At 55.9% G+C, this 19,513-nt stretch carries 20 protein-coding genes; 9 read left to right on the top strand and 11 right to left on the bottom strand.

The genetic code is table 11. The features are described 5' to 3' along the window. Position 1 precedes the first annotated feature (1 nt). The gene (locus ELR57_RS01975) at positions 2-1,729 is read left to right on the top strand and encodes a cache domain-containing sensor histidine kinase (RefSeq protein WP_158629899.1); all 1,728 of its coding nucleotides are present in this window, start codon (positions 2-4) and stop codon (positions 1,727-1,729) included. 7 nt (positions 1,730-1,736) lie between these two features. Then, positions 1,737-3,239, top strand: a complete 1,503-nt coding sequence (locus tag ELR57_RS01970; RefSeq protein WP_126956694.1) for a response regulator transcription factor — start codon at positions 1,737-1,739, stop codon at positions 3,237-3,239. A gap of 233 nt (positions 3,240-3,472) precedes the next feature. Here the strand turns inward: ELR57_RS01970 and ELR57_RS01965 are convergent, their stop codons facing one another. The 4 genes from ELR57_RS01965 to ELR57_RS01950 form a co-directional block, all read right to left on the bottom strand. Continuing rightward, the gene (locus ELR57_RS01965) at positions 3,473-4,336 is read right to left on the bottom strand and encodes a transglutaminase family protein (RefSeq protein ID WP_126956692.1); all 864 of its coding nucleotides are present in this window, start codon (positions 4,334-4,336) and stop codon (positions 3,473-3,475) included. After that, positions 4,333-5,286 (bottom strand): alpha-E domain-containing protein, encoded by a 954-nt coding sequence (locus ELR57_RS01960; RefSeq protein ID WP_126956690.1) that lies wholly within the window; start codon positions 5,284-5,286, stop codon positions 4,333-4,335. Before ELR57_RS01960 ends, ELR57_RS01965 begins: the two co-directional genes overlap by 4 nt. A gap of 13 nt (positions 5,287-5,299) precedes the next feature. Further along, entirely contained in the window at positions 5,300-6,757 is a 1,458-nt protein-coding gene (locus ELR57_RS01955) for a circularly permuted type 2 ATP-grasp protein (RefSeq protein WP_126956688.1), read from the bottom strand. A 276-nt stretch (positions 6,758-7,033) separates the two neighbouring features. Continuing rightward, a complete protein-coding gene (locus ELR57_RS01950; protein WP_126956686.1) occupies positions 7,034-7,543 on the bottom strand; it encodes a CcdC family protein in 510 nt (169 codons plus the stop codon). A 273-nt stretch (positions 7,544-7,816) separates the two neighbouring features. Here ELR57_RS01950 and ELR57_RS01945 point away from each other — a divergent pair, with 273 nt between their 5' ends. After that, positions 7,817-8,713, top strand: a complete 897-nt coding sequence (locus ELR57_RS01945; protein ID WP_238162374.1) for a cation diffusion facilitator family transporter — start codon at positions 7,817-7,819, stop codon at positions 8,711-8,713. 66 nt (positions 8,714-8,779) lie between these two features. Here the strand turns inward: ELR57_RS01945 and cyoD are convergent, their stop codons facing one another. From cyoD to ELR57_RS28005, 6 genes are all read right to left on the bottom strand, one after another. Continuing rightward, the gene (gene cyoD / locus ELR57_RS01940) at positions 8,780-9,118 is read right to left on the bottom strand and encodes a cytochrome o ubiquinol oxidase subunit IV (protein WP_126956684.1); all 339 of its coding nucleotides are present in this window, start codon (positions 9,116-9,118) and stop codon (positions 8,780-8,782) included. Between the two features lies 1 nt (position 9,119). Next, on the bottom strand, positions 9,120-9,737 hold the full coding sequence (cyoC, locus tag ELR57_RS01935) for a cytochrome o ubiquinol oxidase subunit III (RefSeq protein ID WP_126956683.1): 618 nt from the start codon (positions 9,735-9,737) through the stop codon (positions 9,120-9,122). After that, positions 9,737-11,704, bottom strand: a complete 1,968-nt coding sequence (locus ELR57_RS01930) for a cbb3-type cytochrome c oxidase subunit I (protein WP_126956681.1) — start codon at positions 11,702-11,704, stop codon at positions 9,737-9,739. The genes cyoC and ELR57_RS01930 overlap by 1 nt, the downstream gene beginning before the upstream one ends. 39 nt (positions 11,705-11,743) lie before the next feature. After that, positions 11,744-12,673: a ubiquinol oxidase subunit II gene (cyoA, locus tag ELR57_RS01925; protein WP_126956679.1), complete on the bottom strand. Its 930-nt coding sequence runs from the start codon at positions 12,671-12,673 to the stop codon at positions 11,744-11,746. A gap of 15 nt (positions 12,674-12,688) precedes the next feature. After that, positions 12,689-12,889 (bottom strand): hypothetical protein, encoded by a 201-nt coding sequence (locus ELR57_RS01920; RefSeq protein ID WP_126956677.1) that lies wholly within the window; start codon positions 12,887-12,889, stop codon positions 12,689-12,691. 305 nt (positions 12,890-13,194) lie between these two features. After that, a complete protein-coding gene (locus tag ELR57_RS28005) occupies positions 13,195-13,437 on the bottom strand; it encodes a hypothetical protein (RefSeq protein WP_192896497.1) in 243 nt (80 codons plus the stop codon). Between the two features lie 240 nt (positions 13,438-13,677). Between ELR57_RS28005 and ELR57_RS01910 the strand changes: the two genes are divergently transcribed. From ELR57_RS01910 to ELR57_RS01900, 3 genes are all read left to right on the top strand, one after another. Further along, positions 13,678-14,247: a DUF1700 domain-containing protein gene (locus ELR57_RS01910; protein ID WP_126956675.1), complete on the top strand. Its 570-nt coding sequence runs from the start codon at positions 13,678-13,680 to the stop codon at positions 14,245-14,247. 4 nt (positions 14,248-14,251) lie between these two features. Further along, positions 14,252-15,100, top strand: a complete 849-nt coding sequence (locus tag ELR57_RS01905) for a DUF4097 family beta strand repeat-containing protein (RefSeq protein WP_238162373.1) — start codon at positions 14,252-14,254, stop codon at positions 15,098-15,100. A 122-nt stretch (positions 15,101-15,222) separates the two neighbouring features. Then, complete coding sequence (locus ELR57_RS01900) at positions 15,223-15,648, top strand: MarR family winged helix-turn-helix transcriptional regulator (protein ID WP_158629898.1); 426 nt, start codon at positions 15,223-15,225, stop codon at positions 15,646-15,648. Positions 15,649-15,817: 169 nt separating this feature from the next. On the opposite strand, the gene ELR57_RS01895 is transcribed toward ELR57_RS01900, so the two are convergent. Next, the gene (locus ELR57_RS01895) at positions 15,818-16,198 is read right to left on the bottom strand and encodes a winged helix-turn-helix transcriptional regulator (RefSeq protein ID WP_126956671.1); all 381 of its coding nucleotides are present in this window, start codon (positions 16,196-16,198) and stop codon (positions 15,818-15,820) included. 179 nt (positions 16,199-16,377) lie between these two features. On the opposite strand from ELR57_RS01895, the gene ELR57_RS01890 reads away from it, so the two are divergent. The 3 genes from ELR57_RS01890 to ELR57_RS01880 are packed head-to-tail and all read left to right on the top strand — an operon-like array spanning position 16,378 to position 19,512. Next, positions 16,378-17,703 (top strand): hypothetical protein, encoded by a 1,326-nt coding sequence (locus ELR57_RS01890; RefSeq protein ID WP_126956669.1) that lies wholly within the window; start codon positions 16,378-16,380, stop codon positions 17,701-17,703. Beyond that, positions 17,621-18,370, top strand: coding sequence for a glycosyltransferase (locus ELR57_RS01885; protein ID WP_126956667.1), 750 nt, complete (start codon positions 17,621-17,623; stop codon positions 18,368-18,370). Before ELR57_RS01890 ends, ELR57_RS01885 begins: the two co-directional genes overlap by 83 nt. After that, the gene (locus ELR57_RS01880) at positions 18,367-19,512 is read left to right on the top strand and encodes a glycosyltransferase family 4 protein (RefSeq protein WP_126956665.1); all 1,146 of its coding nucleotides are present in this window, start codon (positions 18,367-18,369) and stop codon (positions 19,510-19,512) included. Before ELR57_RS01885 ends, ELR57_RS01880 begins: the two co-directional genes overlap by 4 nt. Position 19,513: the final 1 nt, after the last annotated feature.

The raw sequence follows: 19,513 nt of genomic DNA, 5'->3' as shown, positions 1-19,513 counted from the left end.
GGTGAGGCTCTTTCAGACGCTCCGATTCAAGCTTACGCTTACCTATCTGCTATTCATCGTGACGCCGTTCATTATATCAGCTTTCGCCTTGCCTTATTATATCCAGGGCCTCCTATCCAACGAAACTCAGAAACTGACAAGCGGCACGATCAACGCCTTATCGAGAAACATAGAGACTTATCTGGACGACTTGGACCGATTGACCACGTCGCCTTATCTAAGCGACGACGTCATGACCGCGTTAAAGATAAAGGCCAATAACCGTTACGAGACGGCTAACGATTATACCCGATTAAAGACGGACCGCGCCTTGTCGGGGACGCTTCCGAATTACCTGATCAACACCCGGCCGGACATCCTGAGCACGCTCATCATTCCGAAGAACGGCCCAGCTTATATTACCGGCAAATTCGATATGTCCCTAAACAATGACTTTCGATTCCAAGACGAGGATTGGTACCGGGAGGCTCTTGAAGCGGACGGCAAAGCCGTCTTCATCGGTTCGCATCCGCAGAATTACGTAACCAAGAATCAAGTGTCGCAAGTGTTCTCCGTCGCCAGGCTGATCAAGGATCCCGACACCCGGCGTCCGCTGGCCGTCATTCTCGCGGATGCCGACAAGAAGTTGCTGGAGAAAATCATGAAGGACGTCTCCTTCAACGTCTCTTCGACCGTCGTCATTCTGGATCAGGACCAGAAGGTGCTCTACGCCAATCATCCGCTGTCGCACGAATTGCAGGAAGGGCTGGCCTCGTCCAAGACGAAGGAAGCTTTTGAAAGCGCCTCCTATACGGGGGTTTCGCGACAGATCAGCCCCGCGGATTGGCGAATCGTCGTGTTTCTCTCCAAAGAAGAACTGAAGTCCAAGGTCCGTTGGATCTACGTGATCGCTTTCCTGCTGTCGGCCGGCGCGCTTCTCGTTACGTTCGCGGTATTCCTGTACTTCTCGCGATGGATCGTTAAGCCATTCAAGAAAATGAATCAGATCATGAACAAGGTGAAGAAGGGAGACATGTCCGAAAGGTTCGTCGCCCGGGGGCGGGACGAGATCGCGCAGCTCGGCTTCTCGCTGAACAACATGATTTCCCGCCTGGATGAGCTGATCAACGAGGAATACCGCTCCAAGCTTGCCCATCAGAAGGCGGAGTACCGGGCGCTTCAATCTCAGATCCAGCCTCATTTTCTATACAACACGCTGAACGGCTTCATCGGCTTGAACCGTCAAGGGCGCTCCAAGGAATTAGAGAAGGCGATCTTGTCGCTAAGCTCCATGATGAGATACAGCTTGGAGAACAATCAGGAATCGACGATCGAGAGCGAGTTCCAATTCCTAGAAAAATACGGCCTGTTGCAGCAGATGCGGTTCCAGGAGAAGCTTACGGTCCATATCCGATACGACGAGGCTTTGGCTCTCGTCTCGATCCCGAAGCTTCTCATTCAGCCGCTTGTCGAGAATGCTATCATTCATGGCATCGAGCCGGATGGGAAGGACAATCTGTTGACGGTGACCGCGGAAGCGGAATGGATAGAAGGGCGGCGTTACGCCGTCATTCGGATCCAGGACGACGGAATCGGCTTCGATACGCAAGCCTCGTCTACTTCTTCCCAAGTCGGCCTTGCGAACGTCAAAGCCCGATTGCGAATGCACGCTCCCGAAGCTCGGCTTCGAATCGAGAGCCGGCTCGGCGCCGGCACGACCATCCTCATCGAGATTCCTATAGGAGAGTGAAAGCAGCATGAACGTCATCTTAGCCGACGATGAGAGCCTCGTCCGATCCAGCTTGAGAAGCATGCTGGAGGAGATGGACATTCCGATCCGGATCGTGGGGGAAGCCCGCAACGGAGAGGAATTGCTCGGCTTGATTCGAACGACCTCCCCCGATCTGATCTTCGTGGATATCCGCATGCCCAGAATGGACGGATTGGAGGCGATCCGTCAAGGCAAGCCGTTCGCTCCGGAAGCGAATTGGGTCATCGTGACCGGGTTCTCCGAATTTAAATACGCCCACGACGCGATCCGTCTTGGCGCAATCGACTACTTGCTGAAGCCCGCGGATCCGGACGAACTGGAGAAGTGCGTCCGCCACGCGATCGAGGAACGGAACAGCGCCGCCTACTACCTTAATTGCGAGTTCGAATCCTGGATCGGGGCCGCGCTGCGCCGAACGGATCGCCTCCCCTGCGCGACGGCGGACAGCGCCTACCATGGCTACATTCTGGCCTGCTTCGCGTTGTACTCGGACATCTCCGATACGAGAGCCGATTCCCCGGATCGCTTGCAGCCTATCGCGAACGATATCCGGCAAGCGGTCCTCCTTCATCCCCAAGGCAATGACGTGCGCGGCGGAATCGTCAGCCTTCGGGACGGTACCCTGACCTGCTGCTGGGCAATCCCCCGCGCCGATAAGAACCGGGATCCCTCGGTTCTGGAATTCATCGAGCGGCAGACGATGACGGTCGTGCGCCGAGCGGCCGACTCGGGCGTATACGTCCTCCGGACGAACGGATGCGACGACTTGCCGGCGCTTCAGAAAGAGGCCGAAGAACTGCAGGCTCTCGCCCATCTGCGCATCTATCATTCGCCGGCCGGCACTCAAGCGGTGACCTTGGAGTCTCTGCGCGCCGAAGCCGAGAAGCCGAACGTACTCTCCATAGCCGAGCATCTCGTGCAGCTTAACGAGCTGTACGCGCGCAAAGATTATATGGGCTATTCCCGGAAGCTCGTGTCTCTGAGGAAGCTTAACCCGTCCGAGCTGTTCGAGAACCGCGGTTGGCTAACAAGAGTATGCGGCTATCTGTCCTCCGCGATGGAAGCCGCTGTGAACGCGGACATGCCTCCCGAGCAGTGGTTCCATTCCCTGCAGCTTCACGGCGATGCCATGCTCCAGGCGACGAATGCCGCGGCCTGCACCGACAGAACCGATCTCGTTCAGCGGATCATCGACTATATCGAAGAGCATTACATGGATGAGATTGCGATCGGAACGCTGGCCGGGGCTATGAACGTCACCCCGAACTATCTCAGCACTCTGTTCCATAAGCGGATGGGCATCACCTTCGTCAAATACTTGACGGGCACCCGCATGCTGAAGGCCAAAGAGCTGCTGATGACGAAGCCGGAGATGAAAGTTCAAGATATCGCCCAGGCGGTCGGCTATTTCAGTTCGAGGCACTTTACGAAGCTGTTCCTCGAGCAGTTCAAATGCTATCCTTCCGAGATCCGGGAACAGAACGCATGAGAATGCAAAGAAGAGCAATGGCATAACCCGCTTCGGGAACGGCTCGCTTGAGGAGAACGACTCCATTCCGAAAAATAGCGGCACAGGGACCTCCCCCTGTGCCGCTAAGCGTCTCTGATTCCCGTCGCCTCTCGAAGTCTGGCCTCTTAAGCCTATTAAGCCTCTTAAGGTCTCGCTTTTCCGCTATCGATTATCCTGCCCGGAACCGCCCCTTCTCGTCGCTTATCCGCATCTTACCCCGTCACCCGCTGCACATCCACCTGAACGCTCAGCTTCTGGAGGCCGGTGCCGCGGTAGACGCCTTTGACCGGCACGATATCCAGGTAGTCGCGGCCGTGCGCCAGCTTCACGTAGCGCCAATCGACCAAGCCGTTGTTCGTCGGGTCGATGCCCTGCCACCCCATGCCGGGGACGTAGGCTTCCACCCAAGCGTGCGAAGCTTGCTCGAAGTCGGCGTCCCTCCCTTGCAGATCGCCGACGAAGTGGTAGCCGCTGACGTAACGCGCCGCCACTCCCTTAATCCGGCAGACCGAGAGGAGGAGATGGGCGAAGTCCTGGCATACGCCGGTCCCGAGCCCGATAAGCTCGTCCGAGGTCGTATGCACCCCGGTCGATTGGGGCTTGTACTCGAAGTCGTTGAAGATCCGCTTGCAGGCGCTCTTCACGAAAGCGAACACCCCCTCCTCTTCCCCCTCTATGCTTAGCGCATAATTGACTACGCTGGGATGGAAGGAAGCATAGACGGTCGGCAGCAGATACTCCGCGTTGGCATTGACGAACTCCTCGCTCTTCACCTTGCTCCACGATGCGGAAGGATCTCCCTCCAGCCCCTTCTTCATCTCGGAGTCCCGGGTCACGACCGTCGATCGGGACGTAATAACCAGCTCCCTATGCGGATCGTTCGCCGTGAAGGAATACACCCGATTGCCGAAGTAATCCTCGTAGGACATCAGGGAGACGTTCGGCTCGATGGTCAGCTGATGCTGGTAGCACGCTTGGCGTTCGTCCGTTCTCGGCGCCAGTCGGAGCTCATTGACACTGTCCGTCACCGGGTCGCCGTACTGATATCTCGTAACGTGGCTGATCTCCAATCTCAAGCGATAACCTCCCTGCCATGGGGAAAGAAAAAGGTCTTCGCCATCGATTCACCGAGCAGATTATTGGCTTGGAGCAGCTGCCGCAGAACGGCTCCGAGCGAAGCTCCCGCAATATCCTGCCGCTCCAGCCAGCTGAGCTCGGATCGGGCCTTGCTCGCTTGCCGAATGATCTTCTCCAGCGAGGAGGCGGAACGGTCCGACTTCGATCTCATCGACTTCATGTTCGATTCGAAGGCCGCGAGCGCGAAGTGGACGGAGCGCGGGAACGTCTCCTGGAGAAGCAGGAACGAAGCCACCTCTTCCATGCTCAGCTCCTCGATTCCCAAGCGGCGGTAGGCTTCGTAGCCGCCAACCGACTTGAGCACCGCGAGCAAGTAGGAATAAGAGGACTCCCCCTTCTCTTCGACGGTCTGGCAGACCGATTGAAGCAGCCTGACGATGTTCTCCGAGCGTTCCAGATAGCGGCCGCTCTCCAGCATGCTCCACGATTCGTCGCGCATGGCGATGGAGACGAGCGTTCCCTGGAAGGAGGCAAGCCCTTCCTTAACCCGGTCGAAGAAGCGATGCGGCTCGGCCAGCACCTCCTCGATCGTCATCTGACGAAGCCATAAGTAGAAGCTATTCAGCAGGTTCCACAGCTCGGAAGGCAGCTGCTCCCTGATCTTCTTAAGATTCTCTCTCGCCTGGACGACGCAGGTGATGAGCGAGTTCGGCTGGGCCGTATCCAACGCGAGGAACTGCAAGGCCTTACGCTCTTCGAATTCCCCGTAGCGCTCGATGTAGTCGTTGCAGTCCCCGATCGCTCCCGCGATTCTTCGCCATACTCCTTCGTCGGGTCCGTTCGACTCTTCGCGAATATGATAATAGACGTCAATCAGCCGAGCATGATTCTCGGCCCGCTCCGTGTACCGGCCGATCCAGAACAGAGATTCCGCAGTCCGATCCAGCATGGCTACCCCTCCTTTATCTCGTCAATACCCATGTGTCCTTGCAGCCGCCGCCCTGCGAAGAGTTGACGACCAGCGAGCCCTCCTTCATTGCTACGCGAGTGAGGCCTCCGGGCAGAACATGAACATTGCGTCCGTTCATCAGCGCGAACACGCGAAGATCGATGTGCCGGGAAGACATTCGGCCGTCCAGGCAGATCGGCGCCGTCGAGAGCTGGATCGTCGGCTGAGCGATGTAATTATCCGGGTTCTCGCGGATCTTCTCTGCGAACCGCTCTCTCTCCCATTCCGTCGCCTTCGGCCCGATCAGCATCCCGTAGCCGCCGGACAGGGACGTCTCCTTCACGACCATCTGGTCCAGCCGCTCCAGCACATACTCCCGTTCCTCCGGCCGGCTCATCAGATAAGTAGGCACGTTCGACAGAATCGGAGTCTCGTTCAGATAGTAGCGGATCATGTCCGGGACGAACGAATAAATCGCCTTGTCATCGGCGACTCCCGTACCCGGAGCATTGGCGATAGCCACGTTGCCGAAGCGATAAGCGTTCATAAGTCCGGCTACTCCGAGCATAGAATCAGGACGGAAGGCAAGCGGATCCAGATAATCGTCGTCGATTCTCCGGTAGATGACGTCGATCTTCTTCAAGCCGTTTAGGCTGCGGATGTAAATCTTGTTGTCGCGGCAGACGAGATCCCTTCCTTCAACGAGCTCGAGCCCCATCTGCTGGGCGAGGAAGGTATGTTCGAAGTAGGCGGAATTGAAGCTGCCCGGCGTCAGCAGGGCGATTACGGGATCGGCTTTATCGCTGGGCGCCAGATTGCGCAGGGCAGCGCGGAAGGCGCTGAGCGAATGGTCGATGCCTCTTACGGAATGGGAGAAGTACAATTCGGGGAAGTCATGCGTCATGATCGAACGGCTTTTATAGATGTAGGAGAAGCCCGACGGCGAACGCAGGTTATCCTCGAGAACGAAATATTTGCCTTGGTCGTCGCGAATCAGATCAATGCCGGAAGCATTGATATAAGCACCGCCCGGCGCCGCAAGGTTCATCATCTCGGTCCGGAAATACCGGTTGCCCATGATCATTCTCCGCGGAATCAAGCCATCCTTGAAGATGTTCTGTTCATGGTAAACGTCGTGAAGGAAGTGATTGAGCGCGCGAACGCGTTGGCTCACCCCTTGCTCGATCATGCCCCATTCCTCGCTGGGAATGATCCGAGGGACAAAATCGAAGGGAATCGTTCGTTCAAGCGCGTCCGGTTGCTCGGATTGGGCAAGGGTAAACGTAATGCCTTCTTCCAGCAGCCTGCGATTCATCGTGTGCTGCCGGGCGGCGCGCTCCTCGAAGCTTAAACGCGACAGGATGGATTGGACCTTCGCGTAGTGAGGGCGTACGGAGCTGCCATCGAACATCTCGTCGTAGAAATGGGATGGCGAGGGGGATTTGGACGTAATGGCGTTCCACAATTCCATCGGAGCGGCTCCTCTTTGCTCGGATTGGGAGGAGAGAAGCCTTTCCTCCTTTCAGGCGGGTTTCCGAAGCCCCTATCCGTGCGCACGGTGAGGATTGGTATTAGTAGATATCATATGCTCCGCATATTCCAATGTCAATATTTATTACGTATAATTAACAATTTTCCGGTAATTCATTCCGTTAATATTCCCCATAGCGTTAGGTTTAAGTCATGTTTCGACAAAAAAAGAAGCAAATACGAGCTTTTCCCGCATCTGCTTCCGAACGTTCGTGTTTTATGCCTGCCCCGCGTTCGAACCCTGCCGCTCCGGCTTCGAGACCATTTTCCTCTCCGTCTCCACATAGCCCTTCCACATCGCCAATCGCCACGGCAGCAGCATTCCGAACGCCAGCAGGAAGAACAGGCCCGCCGACTGGGGGATGGACACGTACTCGTCGACGACGTCATGAAGGAGGATGCGTACCGCAAGCAGCGCTATGATGATGACGATGAACATTTTGGACCGTTTCAGATAGATCCGGCCCTCTCGCACCTCGAACCGGGAGGTCGCGATCAGCGGATAGGCGAAGAAGATCGCCCCGGCGGCCAAGGCGGCAAGCCCCCATAGCCAAGGAACCCTCGTATCGGGAACGACGAACATGAGGAAGCCCGTCGACATCCCCAGCGGGGGAGCGACGATCTTGCGAAGCGAAGTGGGCTGGTTCGCCGCCTTAAGCCTTACTATTATAACCATCACGCCCGCCAGCAAAGAGCCGAGCAGGGAGAGCAGCTGCGTGTGCGCCATATCGATCATTCCTCCAGAGACCGGAAAATATCCATTCACATGACTATATTTTACTCCCCCCAGACCTCGGGAGCAATCTCGAAGCATTCCCAATGTCGCCTTCCCGACGCGAATGTGGTAAAATAAATAAATTGCTGCGTCAAAAGAAGGAGGGTGGCTGTCACCCATGATTGCATTCATCCCGTCAACTCGCAAGAATCAGGTCTTCAACCACCGGTTGAAGACCTGATTTTTTTTTGCGCAAAGCAAACTTTATTAGAAGGAGTCATCATTTTGAGCTTATCCCAACCTTCCAAGAGCCTGCTCGCCATCTGGATCAGCCTTATCAGCAACATCCTGCTTACTCTTCTCAAGACGGGTGTCGGATTGGCATTCGGCAGCTCGGTTCTGATCGCCGACGGAATCCACAACGCCGGGGATATTATCGCGACCGTCGCCGCCCTCACCTCATCCATGGTGTCCAAGAAGCCGGCCGATGACGACCATCCATACGGGCATGGGAAAGCGGAGGTCGTCGCTTCGGCGTTCGTCGCGATCGTTCTTGGGTTAGCCGCGATCTGGATCGGCTACCACTCCATCGTGTCGCTGACGGAACCGGCCGCAAGCGAAAGCACCCTCCCGCTCGTCGCAGCGGTGATCTCCCTCTTATGGAAGTTAGCCCTGTACGTATACACCATCCGAATCGGCCGCCAAGAGAAGAGCAAGAGCGTGCTGGCGACCGCCTACGACCACCTGGCCGACGTCTATGCGTCGCTCGCCGCCGTCCTCGGCATTGGACTTGCCCTTATCGGAAACCATATGGATTGGTCCTGGACGGCCTATGGAGATCCGATAGCGGGCATCATCGTCTCGCTCTTGGTGCTGAAGCTAGCCGTCGAGATGGGCAAGGAGGCGGTCGATATTCTCATGGAGAGAACCGTCTCCGCGGAGAGGCTGGCCCGGTACGAGAAAGTCATCTTCGAGCTCGAGCCGATCAAACGCATGGATCGAGTGCGCGCCCGGGAGCACGGCCACTACATCATCGTCGACGTGCGGGTCGGCATCCCCAGCTACTACACCATCCAGCAAGGCCATGACATCAGCCGCGAGATCAAACGCTGCGTGATGGAATGCGACGAAGATGTCATCGAAGTGATGGTCCATCTCAACCCTTGGAACGAAGGGGAATAAATTAGGCAAAAAAAAGCGGAGGAACGGGTTGAACCAACCCGCGCCTCCGCTTCTCTATTAAGCCGTTTACTTAACGACTTCGTTGTTGCCCATGATCCAGATCGAGCCCAGTACGATAATGATCACGACCGCGATGCCCAGAATCAGAGCCATGAAGTTCCAGCGAGGCTTCTTCTCTTCCTTCAGGTGCATGAAGAAGAACAGCTGAACGACAAACTGGAGAACCGCCGTCACGAGCAGAACGACGTTGGCCGCCGTTCCTTCCACGATATCGTTAAGAACGAAGATCAGCGGAATGGCCGTAAGAATGAGCGACAAGACAAACCCGACAATATACTCCTTGAGCGAACCGTGAGACTCATGCTCGTCATGGGAATCATGGGAATGAGCTTGATGTTGCGCCATCTTACATCACCCCCATCATGTATACGATAGTGAATACGAAGATCCAGACAGCGTCCAAGAAGTGCCAGTACAAGCTGATGATGTTGATCTTGCGCCGCGTGGTCTTCGTAATGCCGCGCTTCGACAACTGAATGATCAGAGCGGTCATCCAGACCAAACCGACCGAAACGTGAAGTCCGTGCGTGCCGACCAGCGTATAGAAGCCGGACAAGAATGCGCTCGTCGAGATCTTCGCGCCTTCGTCGATCATCTTCAGGAATTCCGTTACTTCAAGCGTAACGAAGGACGCGCCGAGAAGAACCGTGACGATAAGCCAACCGATGAGCCCCTTCTTGTTGCCGCGGTTCATGCAGAGCACGGCCAGACCGCTCGTGAAGCTGGAGGTAAGCAGGATGAACGTCTCGGCGATAACGCCCGGCATTTCGAACAGCTCGGAGGCCGTCGGGCCTCCCGCCGTATTGTTATGAAGCACGATATAAGTCGCGAACAAGGTTCCGAACAAGATACAGTCGGTGATCAGGAACAGCCAGAAGCCCATCTGCCGAAGCGCATCGAGGTCGTGGTGCCCCCCGTGGTCGTGGCCATGTCCTTGCACCGCATGATTTGCATTGTGAGACATTAGACAGCCCTCCCTGCGGCAGCTTCCGTTTTTCTGATCTCATCGACCGGAATGTAATATTCCGTATCGTAGTTGAAGGAGTAAACCAGCATCGTGATGCCCACGCCGGCCATAGCCGGAAGCGCAAGCCACATCCAATCGAAGACGAAGCCGAAGCCTGCCAGGAACCAGAAGGTCGCTTTGAAGATCGGCATGGCCGAATTCTTCGGCATGTGGATCGGCTCGAGCGCCGGCTTCGGAGTCGGCTTGCCAGCCGCGATGCGCTGCTTCTCTTCCCACCACTCGTCGACATCGCTCACGCGAGGATCGGTAGCGAAGTTGTACATCGGAGCCGGAGAAGGAATCGACCATTCGAGCGTGCGGGCATCCCAAGGGTCGCCCGTCGTATCCTTGTCCATCTTCTTGATGCTGTACACGATCTGCCATACTTGAACGAGGAAGCCTGCGCCCATGATGAACGCGCCGATCGTCGAGACAAGGTTAAGTCCGAACCAACCGGTATCCCAAGAATAAGTGCTGTAACGGCGAGTCATGCCCATGAGTCCGAGCACGTACTGAGGCATGAAGCAGACATAGAAGCCGATGTTCCAGAGCCAGAACGCCCATTTGCCAAGCTTCTCGTCCAGCTTGAAGCCGAACATCTTCGGCCACCAGTAGTAGAGACCCGCGAAGTAGCCGAAGGCGACGCCGCCGATGAGAACCTGGTGGAAGTGAGCGATCAGGAAGTAGCTGTTATGGAACTGGAAGTCCGCAGGAGCAACCGAAAGCATAACGCCAGTCAGACCGCCTACGACAAAGCATGGAATGAAGCCCATCGTCCAAAGCATAGGCGACTTAAAGGAGATTTTCCCTTTATACATCGTGAACAGCCAGTTAAATACTTTGACCCCGGTCGGGATCGCGATAACCATCGTCGATATCGCGAAGAACGCGTTGACGCTGGCCCCGGAGCCCATCGTGAAGAAGTGGTGAGCCCACGTAACGAAGGACACGACGCTGATGATCATCAGAGCGAATACCATCGACTTGTAGCCAAAAACCTTCTTCTTCGAGAACGTCGAGACGATATCGGAGAAGATCCCGAATGCCGGCAGGATAACGATGTAAACCTCAGGGTGTCCCCACATCCAGATGAGGTTGATGTACATCATCGGGTTGCCGCCCGCATCGAGGGTGAAGAAGTGCGCCCCGAGGAAGCGGTCGATGAACAGCAGAGCCAGGGTTACCGTAAGGATCGGGAACGCCAGCATGATCGTCAGGCTGCTCGCGAAGACCGACCAAGTGAACATCGGCATCTTCATAAGCTTCATGCCCGGCGCACGCATTTTAAGAATCGTAACGATAAAGTTGATACCGGTCATCAAACTGCCGATACCGGAAATCTGAATCCCCCAGATGTAGAAGTCCTGCCCGACTCCGGGGTTGAACATCGTCTCCGATAGAGGAGGATAAGCCAACCAGCCCGCATTCGGCGAACCGCCGATGACGAACGACAGGTTGAACAGCATCGCACCCATGAAGAACAGCCAGAAGCTAAGGGAGTTCAGAACCGGGAACGCAACGTCGCGCGCCCCTATCTGCAGAGGTACCGCAATATTGAACAGACCGAACATCAGCGGCATCGCCATGAACAGAATCATGATGACCCCGTGAGTCGTGAAGATCTCGTTGTAATGCTCCGGCTTAAGGAATTCCATATCCGGCATGACAAGCTGCGTCCGCATAAGGAGCGCATCCATACCGCCGCGGAACAACATCAACAACGCGGCAATGATATACATAATACCGATTTTCTTATGATCCACCGTGGTAATCCATTCCGACCAGAGCCATTTCCATTTTTTGAAATAGGTTAGTACGAATAATATGGATAAACTCGCAAGAACGATTCCCACGTCAGCGCCGTAAATCAACGGATCTCCGGTCACAAAGAAGTCGGAAGCCCAATCTTTAATATCTTCCCACACGAGACATCCTCCTTATCTAACTCTCTTTTACTTATCCGCTCAGTCCTCGGAAGAAGTCTCCTCCGAAGAGGATTCCCCTTCGGATGCTCCGCTATGATTGTGAGAGGAACCGTACTTGTTCACGATCCGATCGAACAAGCCTTCAGGGAAGGAAGAGTAGGTGTCGTTCGTGTCCACGACTCCTGGCTCGGCCAGCTCATCATAGCCTTGCTCGGTCAGCGCCGGAGAAGATTGCTTGATGTCGGCTACCCAATGATCGAAATCCTCCTGGGAAGTCGCCTTCGCAATAAACTCCATCTTGCCGAAGTGCTCGCCGCTGAAGTTCGCCCCGCGGCCTTGGTATTCGCCTGGCTCGTTGGCGATCAGGTTAAGCTCCATCGCCATGCCCGACATCGTGTAGATCTGTCCGCCCAGCTGCGGGATCCAGAACGAGTTCATCGGAGCATCGGAAGTCAGTTTGAATTCAACTGGAACGTCCTCCGGGAATTGTACGTAGTTAACCGTAGCGATTCCTTGTTCCGGATACGTGAAGAGCCACTTCCAGTCAAGCGACGTGACTTCAATCGTAATCGGCTTGACTCCGTCCTTCGTCTCGGCAGCCAGCGCCTTGGAAGGCTCAAGCTTGAAGGAGTAGACGGTCGTAATGGTACCCAAGATAATAATGATCACGATCGGGATGCCCCACATGAACGTCTCAACCTTGGTGCTGTGAGACCAGTTCGGCTTGTACTCCGCATCGCTCTTCCGATTCTCGCGATACTTCCACGCGAACCAGAAGGTCATCGCCATAACCGGCACGAAAATCACGATGCTAATGATGACCGTGATCATAATGAGATCGAATTGCTGATCCGCTACCGTGCCTTTCGGATCCAGCACGCCCATGTCCGTGCTGCAGCCCGACATCAGGAACACGATTGCCAATAGTGGAACCGCGGCGATGAGTCGACGCCAACCCCTTAACTTCATAACCCTCTCATCTCCTCAGATGATATTGAACAGAAACGCGCAATCGTCCCAGGCTCGATCGCGCTTGACGTCTCTAAGATACCAGAAAGCCAAATGATCTTCTGCACAGTTAACAAAGGAGACATTTAACGTTCTTTTTTTCGCAATAATTTGTTCACCATTTCGACTTAACTTGATAAGTTCTTCTGAAACGGCTTCCAAAACGGCCTGTCCCACTCCGAAAACTCCCCTGTATCAGTTCCGGATTCCGCCTAATATCCGGATCTCGTCCCTGATCTCCCGCCCATGCGGCAAATCGGTTCCGACACGATAAACGTCGGGGAAGCCCGCAGATCGGCATTCGAATCTCCCCTTCGCCCGCCGCACAAGCGCGATTCCCTTATCGCCCATCTGTAGCCCAACCCGCCTCCCCCTGTCCCATTGGAATCTCATTCCTCTTGAAAGCCTTTTTCGACGCAAAAAAGGCCGATGATCGCTCATCAGCCAGAAATGTCTTCTATTATGGATCGCCGGCTAGGGATTCACACCGGCTTCTCGGCCGTCGGTTCCGCGATTGCGATGGAAGGAGAAGGAGCCTTATCCGTCGTCTGCTGCATCAAAGACGCGAACGCCCCCAGAATCAGAACCTCGATGCCGCCCACTAGGAAGCCGATCCCGATCATAAGGCCAAGGTTGCCGTCGTTGAAATCTCGGATATGCCACACGCAGCAGATCATTCCGATGGCAATGATGATCGCCGATATCCATTTAGTAGCTCTGAACATGTCAAACGTCCTCATGTTCGCCACACTCCTCATCGTGAAAGCGCTATTTGTGTCTATTGTATCACATACTTGTGACGATTTCATGTACTTTGTGAAAATTAGGTGTCCAAATTTATTGCGCCTCCCCATCGCCTCCCCGACCTAAGTCTGGTTGCAAACCGTCCCCCGGATGGTTGGAGGCATCCCTGCGCTCATTTACACTAACATTAGCTTCCATTTACAATTGAACGGAGTGTCACAATGAAGAAAAACGAATACCTGGACGCTCTTAACGAGCATTTGTCCGTCATTCCCGAGTTAGAACGCTACGATCTGATCCGGGAGCTGGATTACCGTATCGCCTATCAATTGCAGAAGGGCAGAAGCGAAGCCGATATCCTGAGGGAGCTAGGGGAACCTCATCTGCGCGCTCAAAGGATCCTGGAGGAACGAATGTACCGGGTGCCGTCGCCGCCCGCAGCTCCCGCTTCTTCGGCGCCGCGGAATAGCCCCGACTTCCTTCGGATGGCGGGGGTGGGCATCCTGCTGTTCTTCCTAAACCTTGTCGTACTGCCCATTCTCATCTCCCTGGGGGCGGCGATTCTCTCGATTGGCGCTTCCGCGTTCGCCGCCATCGCTTCCCCGCTGCTGAACGTATTGGGAGGACTCTGGCACGACTCCTTCTATCCGGCCTCCTTGTTCGGGCACGTCGCTATCGCCGGAATCGGGATCCTGCTTGCCTTGCTGTTCATCAAGCTTATTAAGCCGTGCATCAGGGGCATCGCCGCCTACGCCCGGTGGAATCTGAGATTGCTGAGAGGACGGGAATAACGAAGTGAAAAAATGGATATCGATTGCCTTGGGACTTATTCTGGTAGGAGTAGGCGGAGCCGCTCTCTTCAACTTTCAATTCGGAGCCGAGAAACAATCCTATGAACAAACCTGGACGTTCGAGACCAACGATCTCAAACAGCTAAGCATCATGACCGACGACCTGCCTCTTCGCGTCAACTTCGTCGCAAGCGAAGACGGCGCCAACTCCATCCACATGGCCGGCAAGGCCAAAGAAGACGTCGTCGATCAGATCAAGAATGCCAAGTTGAACGACGGCGTTCTGAAGATTCAAGCGAAGGAAGGCTGGACCATCGGTCTCATGGATTTCGACTTCGGCTCGGCCCAGCAGGTTACCGTCTCTTTGACCGAAGAAGCCGCTTCCGCGCTTAAGATGGTCCAGCTGCACACCGACTCCGGCTCGATCCAGGTGAATGGCGCCTCCGCCGATCAAGGAGAGATCAAGTCCGACTCGGGCAGCATCAAAATTTACGGCTTCAAGGGCGAGACTCTGGCACTGAAGTCGGATTCCGGCAGCATCCACGGAGAGAATCTTACCGCCGCTCTATCCGCATCCTCCGATTCCGGCAGCATCTCGATCGAACACCTGAACGGAACGTCCAACCTGAACAGCGATTCCGGCAGCATTCGCCTGGTGAAGGACGATACTTCGAACGCTACGATCAAGAGCGATTCCGGCAGCGTGAAGGTCGAAGTGCCGGCAAGTTACGGCGGCTTCTACGACCTTAAATCGGATTCCGGCTCGATCCATGCCCCGGATTCGGAGCAGCAATCGACGGAAGTCATCAAGATCCGCACCGACAGCGGCAGCATCCGCGTCACTCAACCTTGATCTAAAGGGCAACGCACAAGCGCCTCCGCCTCGAAAAGTTTCCATCTATAGGACTAAAACGCTGGTCTTCTGCCGCAAAGTATGGGAAAATTGAAGGACCATCATTCTGGCGGAGGTTAGCTGTGACCAAACACGAAGATATCGTCGAACTGTTCGGATTAATAAGACTCCATAACCGATTATGGCGGAATGAGTGGGCTAAAGATATCGAAGGAGAGCTATCCATAAGCCAGGTCCAAGCTCTCGATATCCTTCAGGGAGAAGGCGCGCGTTCAAGCTCGTACCTCTCCAATATATTAGGCGTTACTTCCGGCGGCATGACCGTCATCTCCGATAAACTCGTTAAGATGAAGCTTGTCGTGCGCGTCAGCGATCCGAACGATCGTCGGGTCGTGAAGCTGGAGATTACCGACAAGGGCAAGTCGCTGTTGGCCGACATCCACGACAAGAGAGTCGCTTTAATGGAGAAGATGTTCTCTTCCTTGAGCGATGACGATATGCAGCATCTGCTTCGCATTTACAATAAGCTGACCCTGTCGCGCGAATAGCGCGCAAGAGCCGAGCCTCCTCTAGCGGAAGCTCGGCTCTCTTTTGTCTCTTCGATGACAAGTTGGGTTCAACCCATACACGTTCGATAGGTTCGATTAACGGAGTAGGACCAACGCGCATTCCTATTCGCCGAATAGCCTTGTCCCGGCACATTGCTCTTCTCGGTTCTCAGCGCAAATCCGCGGCGGTTAGCCGATCGTCCCGAGACGATTCGGAACGAGCCCTCCGATATTCCTCTCCCCATTGCTGTATCATGCCCAGCAAAGGCAAAAGCGAATGCCCCAGCTCGCTGAGCCGATAGCCTACGCGCAGAGGAACCTCCTGGTACGCCAGCCGCTCCACGATGCCGTCCTTCTCCAACTCGCGCAATTGGAGCGTCAGCATTCTCTGAGTGATTCCGGGGATGAGACGCCTCAGTTGGTTGAATCTCGTCTCGCTCTCGGCCAAGTGATAGAGGATAACTCCTTTCCACTTGCCCCCGATGATTCCCATTGTCCTCTCGATCTCGGCTCCGGCCTCTCCGTGAGAAAGCTTGTTCATTTGCGCCATGCTGATCCCCTTTATCCGCCGCGGTATTTTTACCTAATAACTCAGTTGTACCATCCCCGGCTGAACAAATTCTGAAAGACTAAAGTCCCAGATCCTCGCGCTCATCCTGCTTTGGTCGGAACCGCCGCATCGGCGATTCCATACAATAGTCGAAGGCTATGCAAGGAGCGATATTCACGATGGAGATCGTTATTTATCCAGACGGACCTTGGTCCAGCTATCCCTTCGCTCGGCTGGCGATGCTGCTTGCTTCGGTCGGCACCGTTCATTATGTCACCGAGAGAAGCGACGAGCGGCTCCCCGCACCGATTCTCCCCGTCTCTAGGCAAGAAATCAGAGAAGCAGGAACGCCGCTCCTAACGATCGTAAGCCACCCTTATTGGACCTATGAGGCGAGCAGCCTGGCGCGCGGCCCGCTCGTCGCCCTCCTTCCGGACTTTCCGAATGACCGGGGAGCTCTCATAAGAAGGTGCGTGAAGGAGCTTAGCGCGGCAGCCGACCTCCTCTGCACCGCTTCGGAATCTTTTTTCCTCGAGCAGGCTTTCCGAAGGGACGCCGTCCTGCTCCTGTCGGGCGCAGACCCAGACGCCGCCGGCACCGTGCAAGTGCAAGGAATCGATCTCGAGGTTCGGGACTACGAAGCGCTCTTCCTCCGAGCCGTGCGGAGCCTGATCGATACCTCTCCGCCCTCGGCCGGCTGGGCGACCCACCTGCAATTGCATCTGAGGATCCCATTCTATGAAGAGCTGAGAAGAACGCTCGGGCCTCATGAGACCGTCTCCTTCCTGCTCGGCTCCTACGAGTACTTGACCGGCCGGCTGGATGACGCCGAGGCCCATGTCGCCGAAGCCTTCCATCAGGCCTGCCTGAATCGCAGCCCCGGAAGCCTCGCTTCGCACTTTCGGTTCCTGTCCGCGATAGCAGCCCGCAAGGGCGATCTGGAAGGAGCATTGACCATTTACGGCATCTCGGCCGTTACCGACAGCGAGCGAGCCGACTATTCCGTCCTGCTTCAATGGGCCAATCAAGGCCGCTTCGCCCTGGCTCTGTCCGGCCTATATCGGTTAAACGACGATTCCCGCAATGCCCTGGCTCAGCTTCGAACGCCGGAATCGGATATCGAGGAGGTCCGCAGGATCGAATTCCAACTGCTGACCGAATCGGCTCGGTGGGACGAGGCATGCTCCCTGTTGTCGCCTTCCATGCGGCAAACTAGCGAGCAGCGAAGGATCGCCGATCTGGCCAACGGGTTCCGCTGCCGTCTTCGCGGACAACGCCATGAAGCTATTTCTTGGTTTCTTCGCGCTGCGGAGACAGACTCGAACGCCCTTGCACATATATTGGAGATAAAGGCAATCGACGACGAGCTGAGCGGATTGACGGGTTCGCCGGCTCTCGGCCTGACCGAGGAGAGTGAGGACGATGCCCCCCTCGAGCCCCGGCTTCCTGCCGGTTCGCAAGCAGACGGGCAACAAGCTGACCGCGATGCTCCAGGTTCGGAATGAGCAGGGAAGGCATCTCGAGCAAGTGCTAAGCGAGCTATGCGAGTTCGTGGATGAGATCGTTGTCGTAGACGACGCAAGCACGGATCGCACCCCGGAGCTTGTCCTTCGCTGCCCCAAGGTCGTCAAGCTCGTCCAGTCGCCGGAGCCTCTGTTCGCTCAAGAATGGAAGCTGCGATCGCTCTTGTGGGAGACGGCTGTCTCCACGGATCCGGATTGGCTGCTCTCCGTCGATGCCGATGAGCTGTACGAAGCGAAAGCGCGGCGAAGCATGAGGACGCTGATCGATCAAGACCGATACGATTGGGTCGCTTTCCGCTTCTTCGACCTCTGGGGCGGAACGACCCACTATCGCGAGGACGAACTTTGGAACATCCACCGGCGCCACCAGATGACGCTTGTTCGCTATATGCCGCTTCTTCCCTGCCCCTATCCGAAGCTGCATCATCATCTCCCCCGTATCCCGCCGGCCTATCATGCGTTGCCGGGATTGCTCAGCGAGCTTCGGGTCAAACATCTCGGCTGGGCCGGAGATTGGGCCGATCGCGTCCGCAAGTATCGCCGATACAAAGCCAACGACCCCGAGGGCCGCTTCGGAAGCCTGGATCATTACGAGTCGATTCTCGATCCCGAGCCGAACCTGATCCCTTGGAGAGAGGACGCGGAATGACCAAAGTCAGCCTGTTGACGCACAGCTATCTGGACGGCTACAACCGGAACTACGCAAGAGTGTTCGGCGGAGGGCTGGAGCGCTATATCCATGATCTATGCCTCCTTCTGCAGGATATGGGCTGCACTCCGGTCGTTCATCAGCTCTCTTTCTTCGAAGACTTCGATTCCGTCGTGGACGGGATCGAGGTTCATGGTTATACCTACCGGAGCGACCGCATCGCGGAGGCTTTCGAACGGATAACGGCACCGATCCAAGGACCCCTGATCTATGCGAGCTGCCTGTGGCATCCGATCCGTTACCGGCCCGGCAGCATCGGAATTTGCCACGGGATCAACTGGGATAATCCCCTGCTCGACGCCCAAGCCAAGCGCACGGTTGCGGAGTCGATCCAGGGAGCGATCGACCAGCTTACGCGCATCGTCACCGTCGATTCGCACTTCCAGACCTACTGCCGATCCGTATGCCAATACGAGGACTCAAGCAAGCTTGCGCTGATTCCCAACTCGGTGGACACCCGCTATTTTACCCCCGGGGAACCCGAAAAGAGTCCGGCTATCGGCTTAATCAAGGTGCTTTACCCGCGAAGATTAAGCCCCGAACGAGGCATTCTTCAAATGATGCAGATCGCGGATCGGCTGCTCGCGAGCAATCCTTCGATTCTCATGGAGTTCGCGGGGGAACGCGTCGAAGGAAGCCCGATAGGAGACGCCTTTCCCATCTGGCGGCAATCCCATCCCCATCGGGAACGCATCCGGCATCGCACCTATGGCTTCTCGGAGGTTCGCGCGGCCTACCGAGGCGCCGATATCGCGGTCATTCCGACGATTTACTCCGAAGGAACGTCTTACTCCTGCTTGGAAGCGATGAGCTGCGGGCTGCCGGTCGTCTCGACCGACGTCGGGGGGCTGAACGATCTTGTCATCGACGGGTTCAACGGACGAATCGTCCCGCCTCGCAAGGAGGAGCTGTACGAAGCCATCATGGAGTTGGCGGAAAATCGCGAGTTGAGAACGACAATGGGACGCCGGGCCCGGGAGACGGCGCTGTCGTTCGACCTGTCGATCTGGCGGCGAAGATGGAGGAAGGTGCTTGAAGCTTATCTCCCTCCGCTCCCGGGGACCGATGAGAGGAGGAATTAAG

Origin of the sequence: Cohnella sp. AR92 (assembly GCF_003990975.1) — a bacterium.
Taxonomy (GTDB): domain Bacteria; phylum Bacillota; class Bacilli; order Paenibacillales; family Paenibacillaceae; genus Cohnella.
The sequence above is the reverse complement of the archived record's forward strand: the minus strand, read 5'-3'. Positions and strand labels throughout refer to the sequence as shown.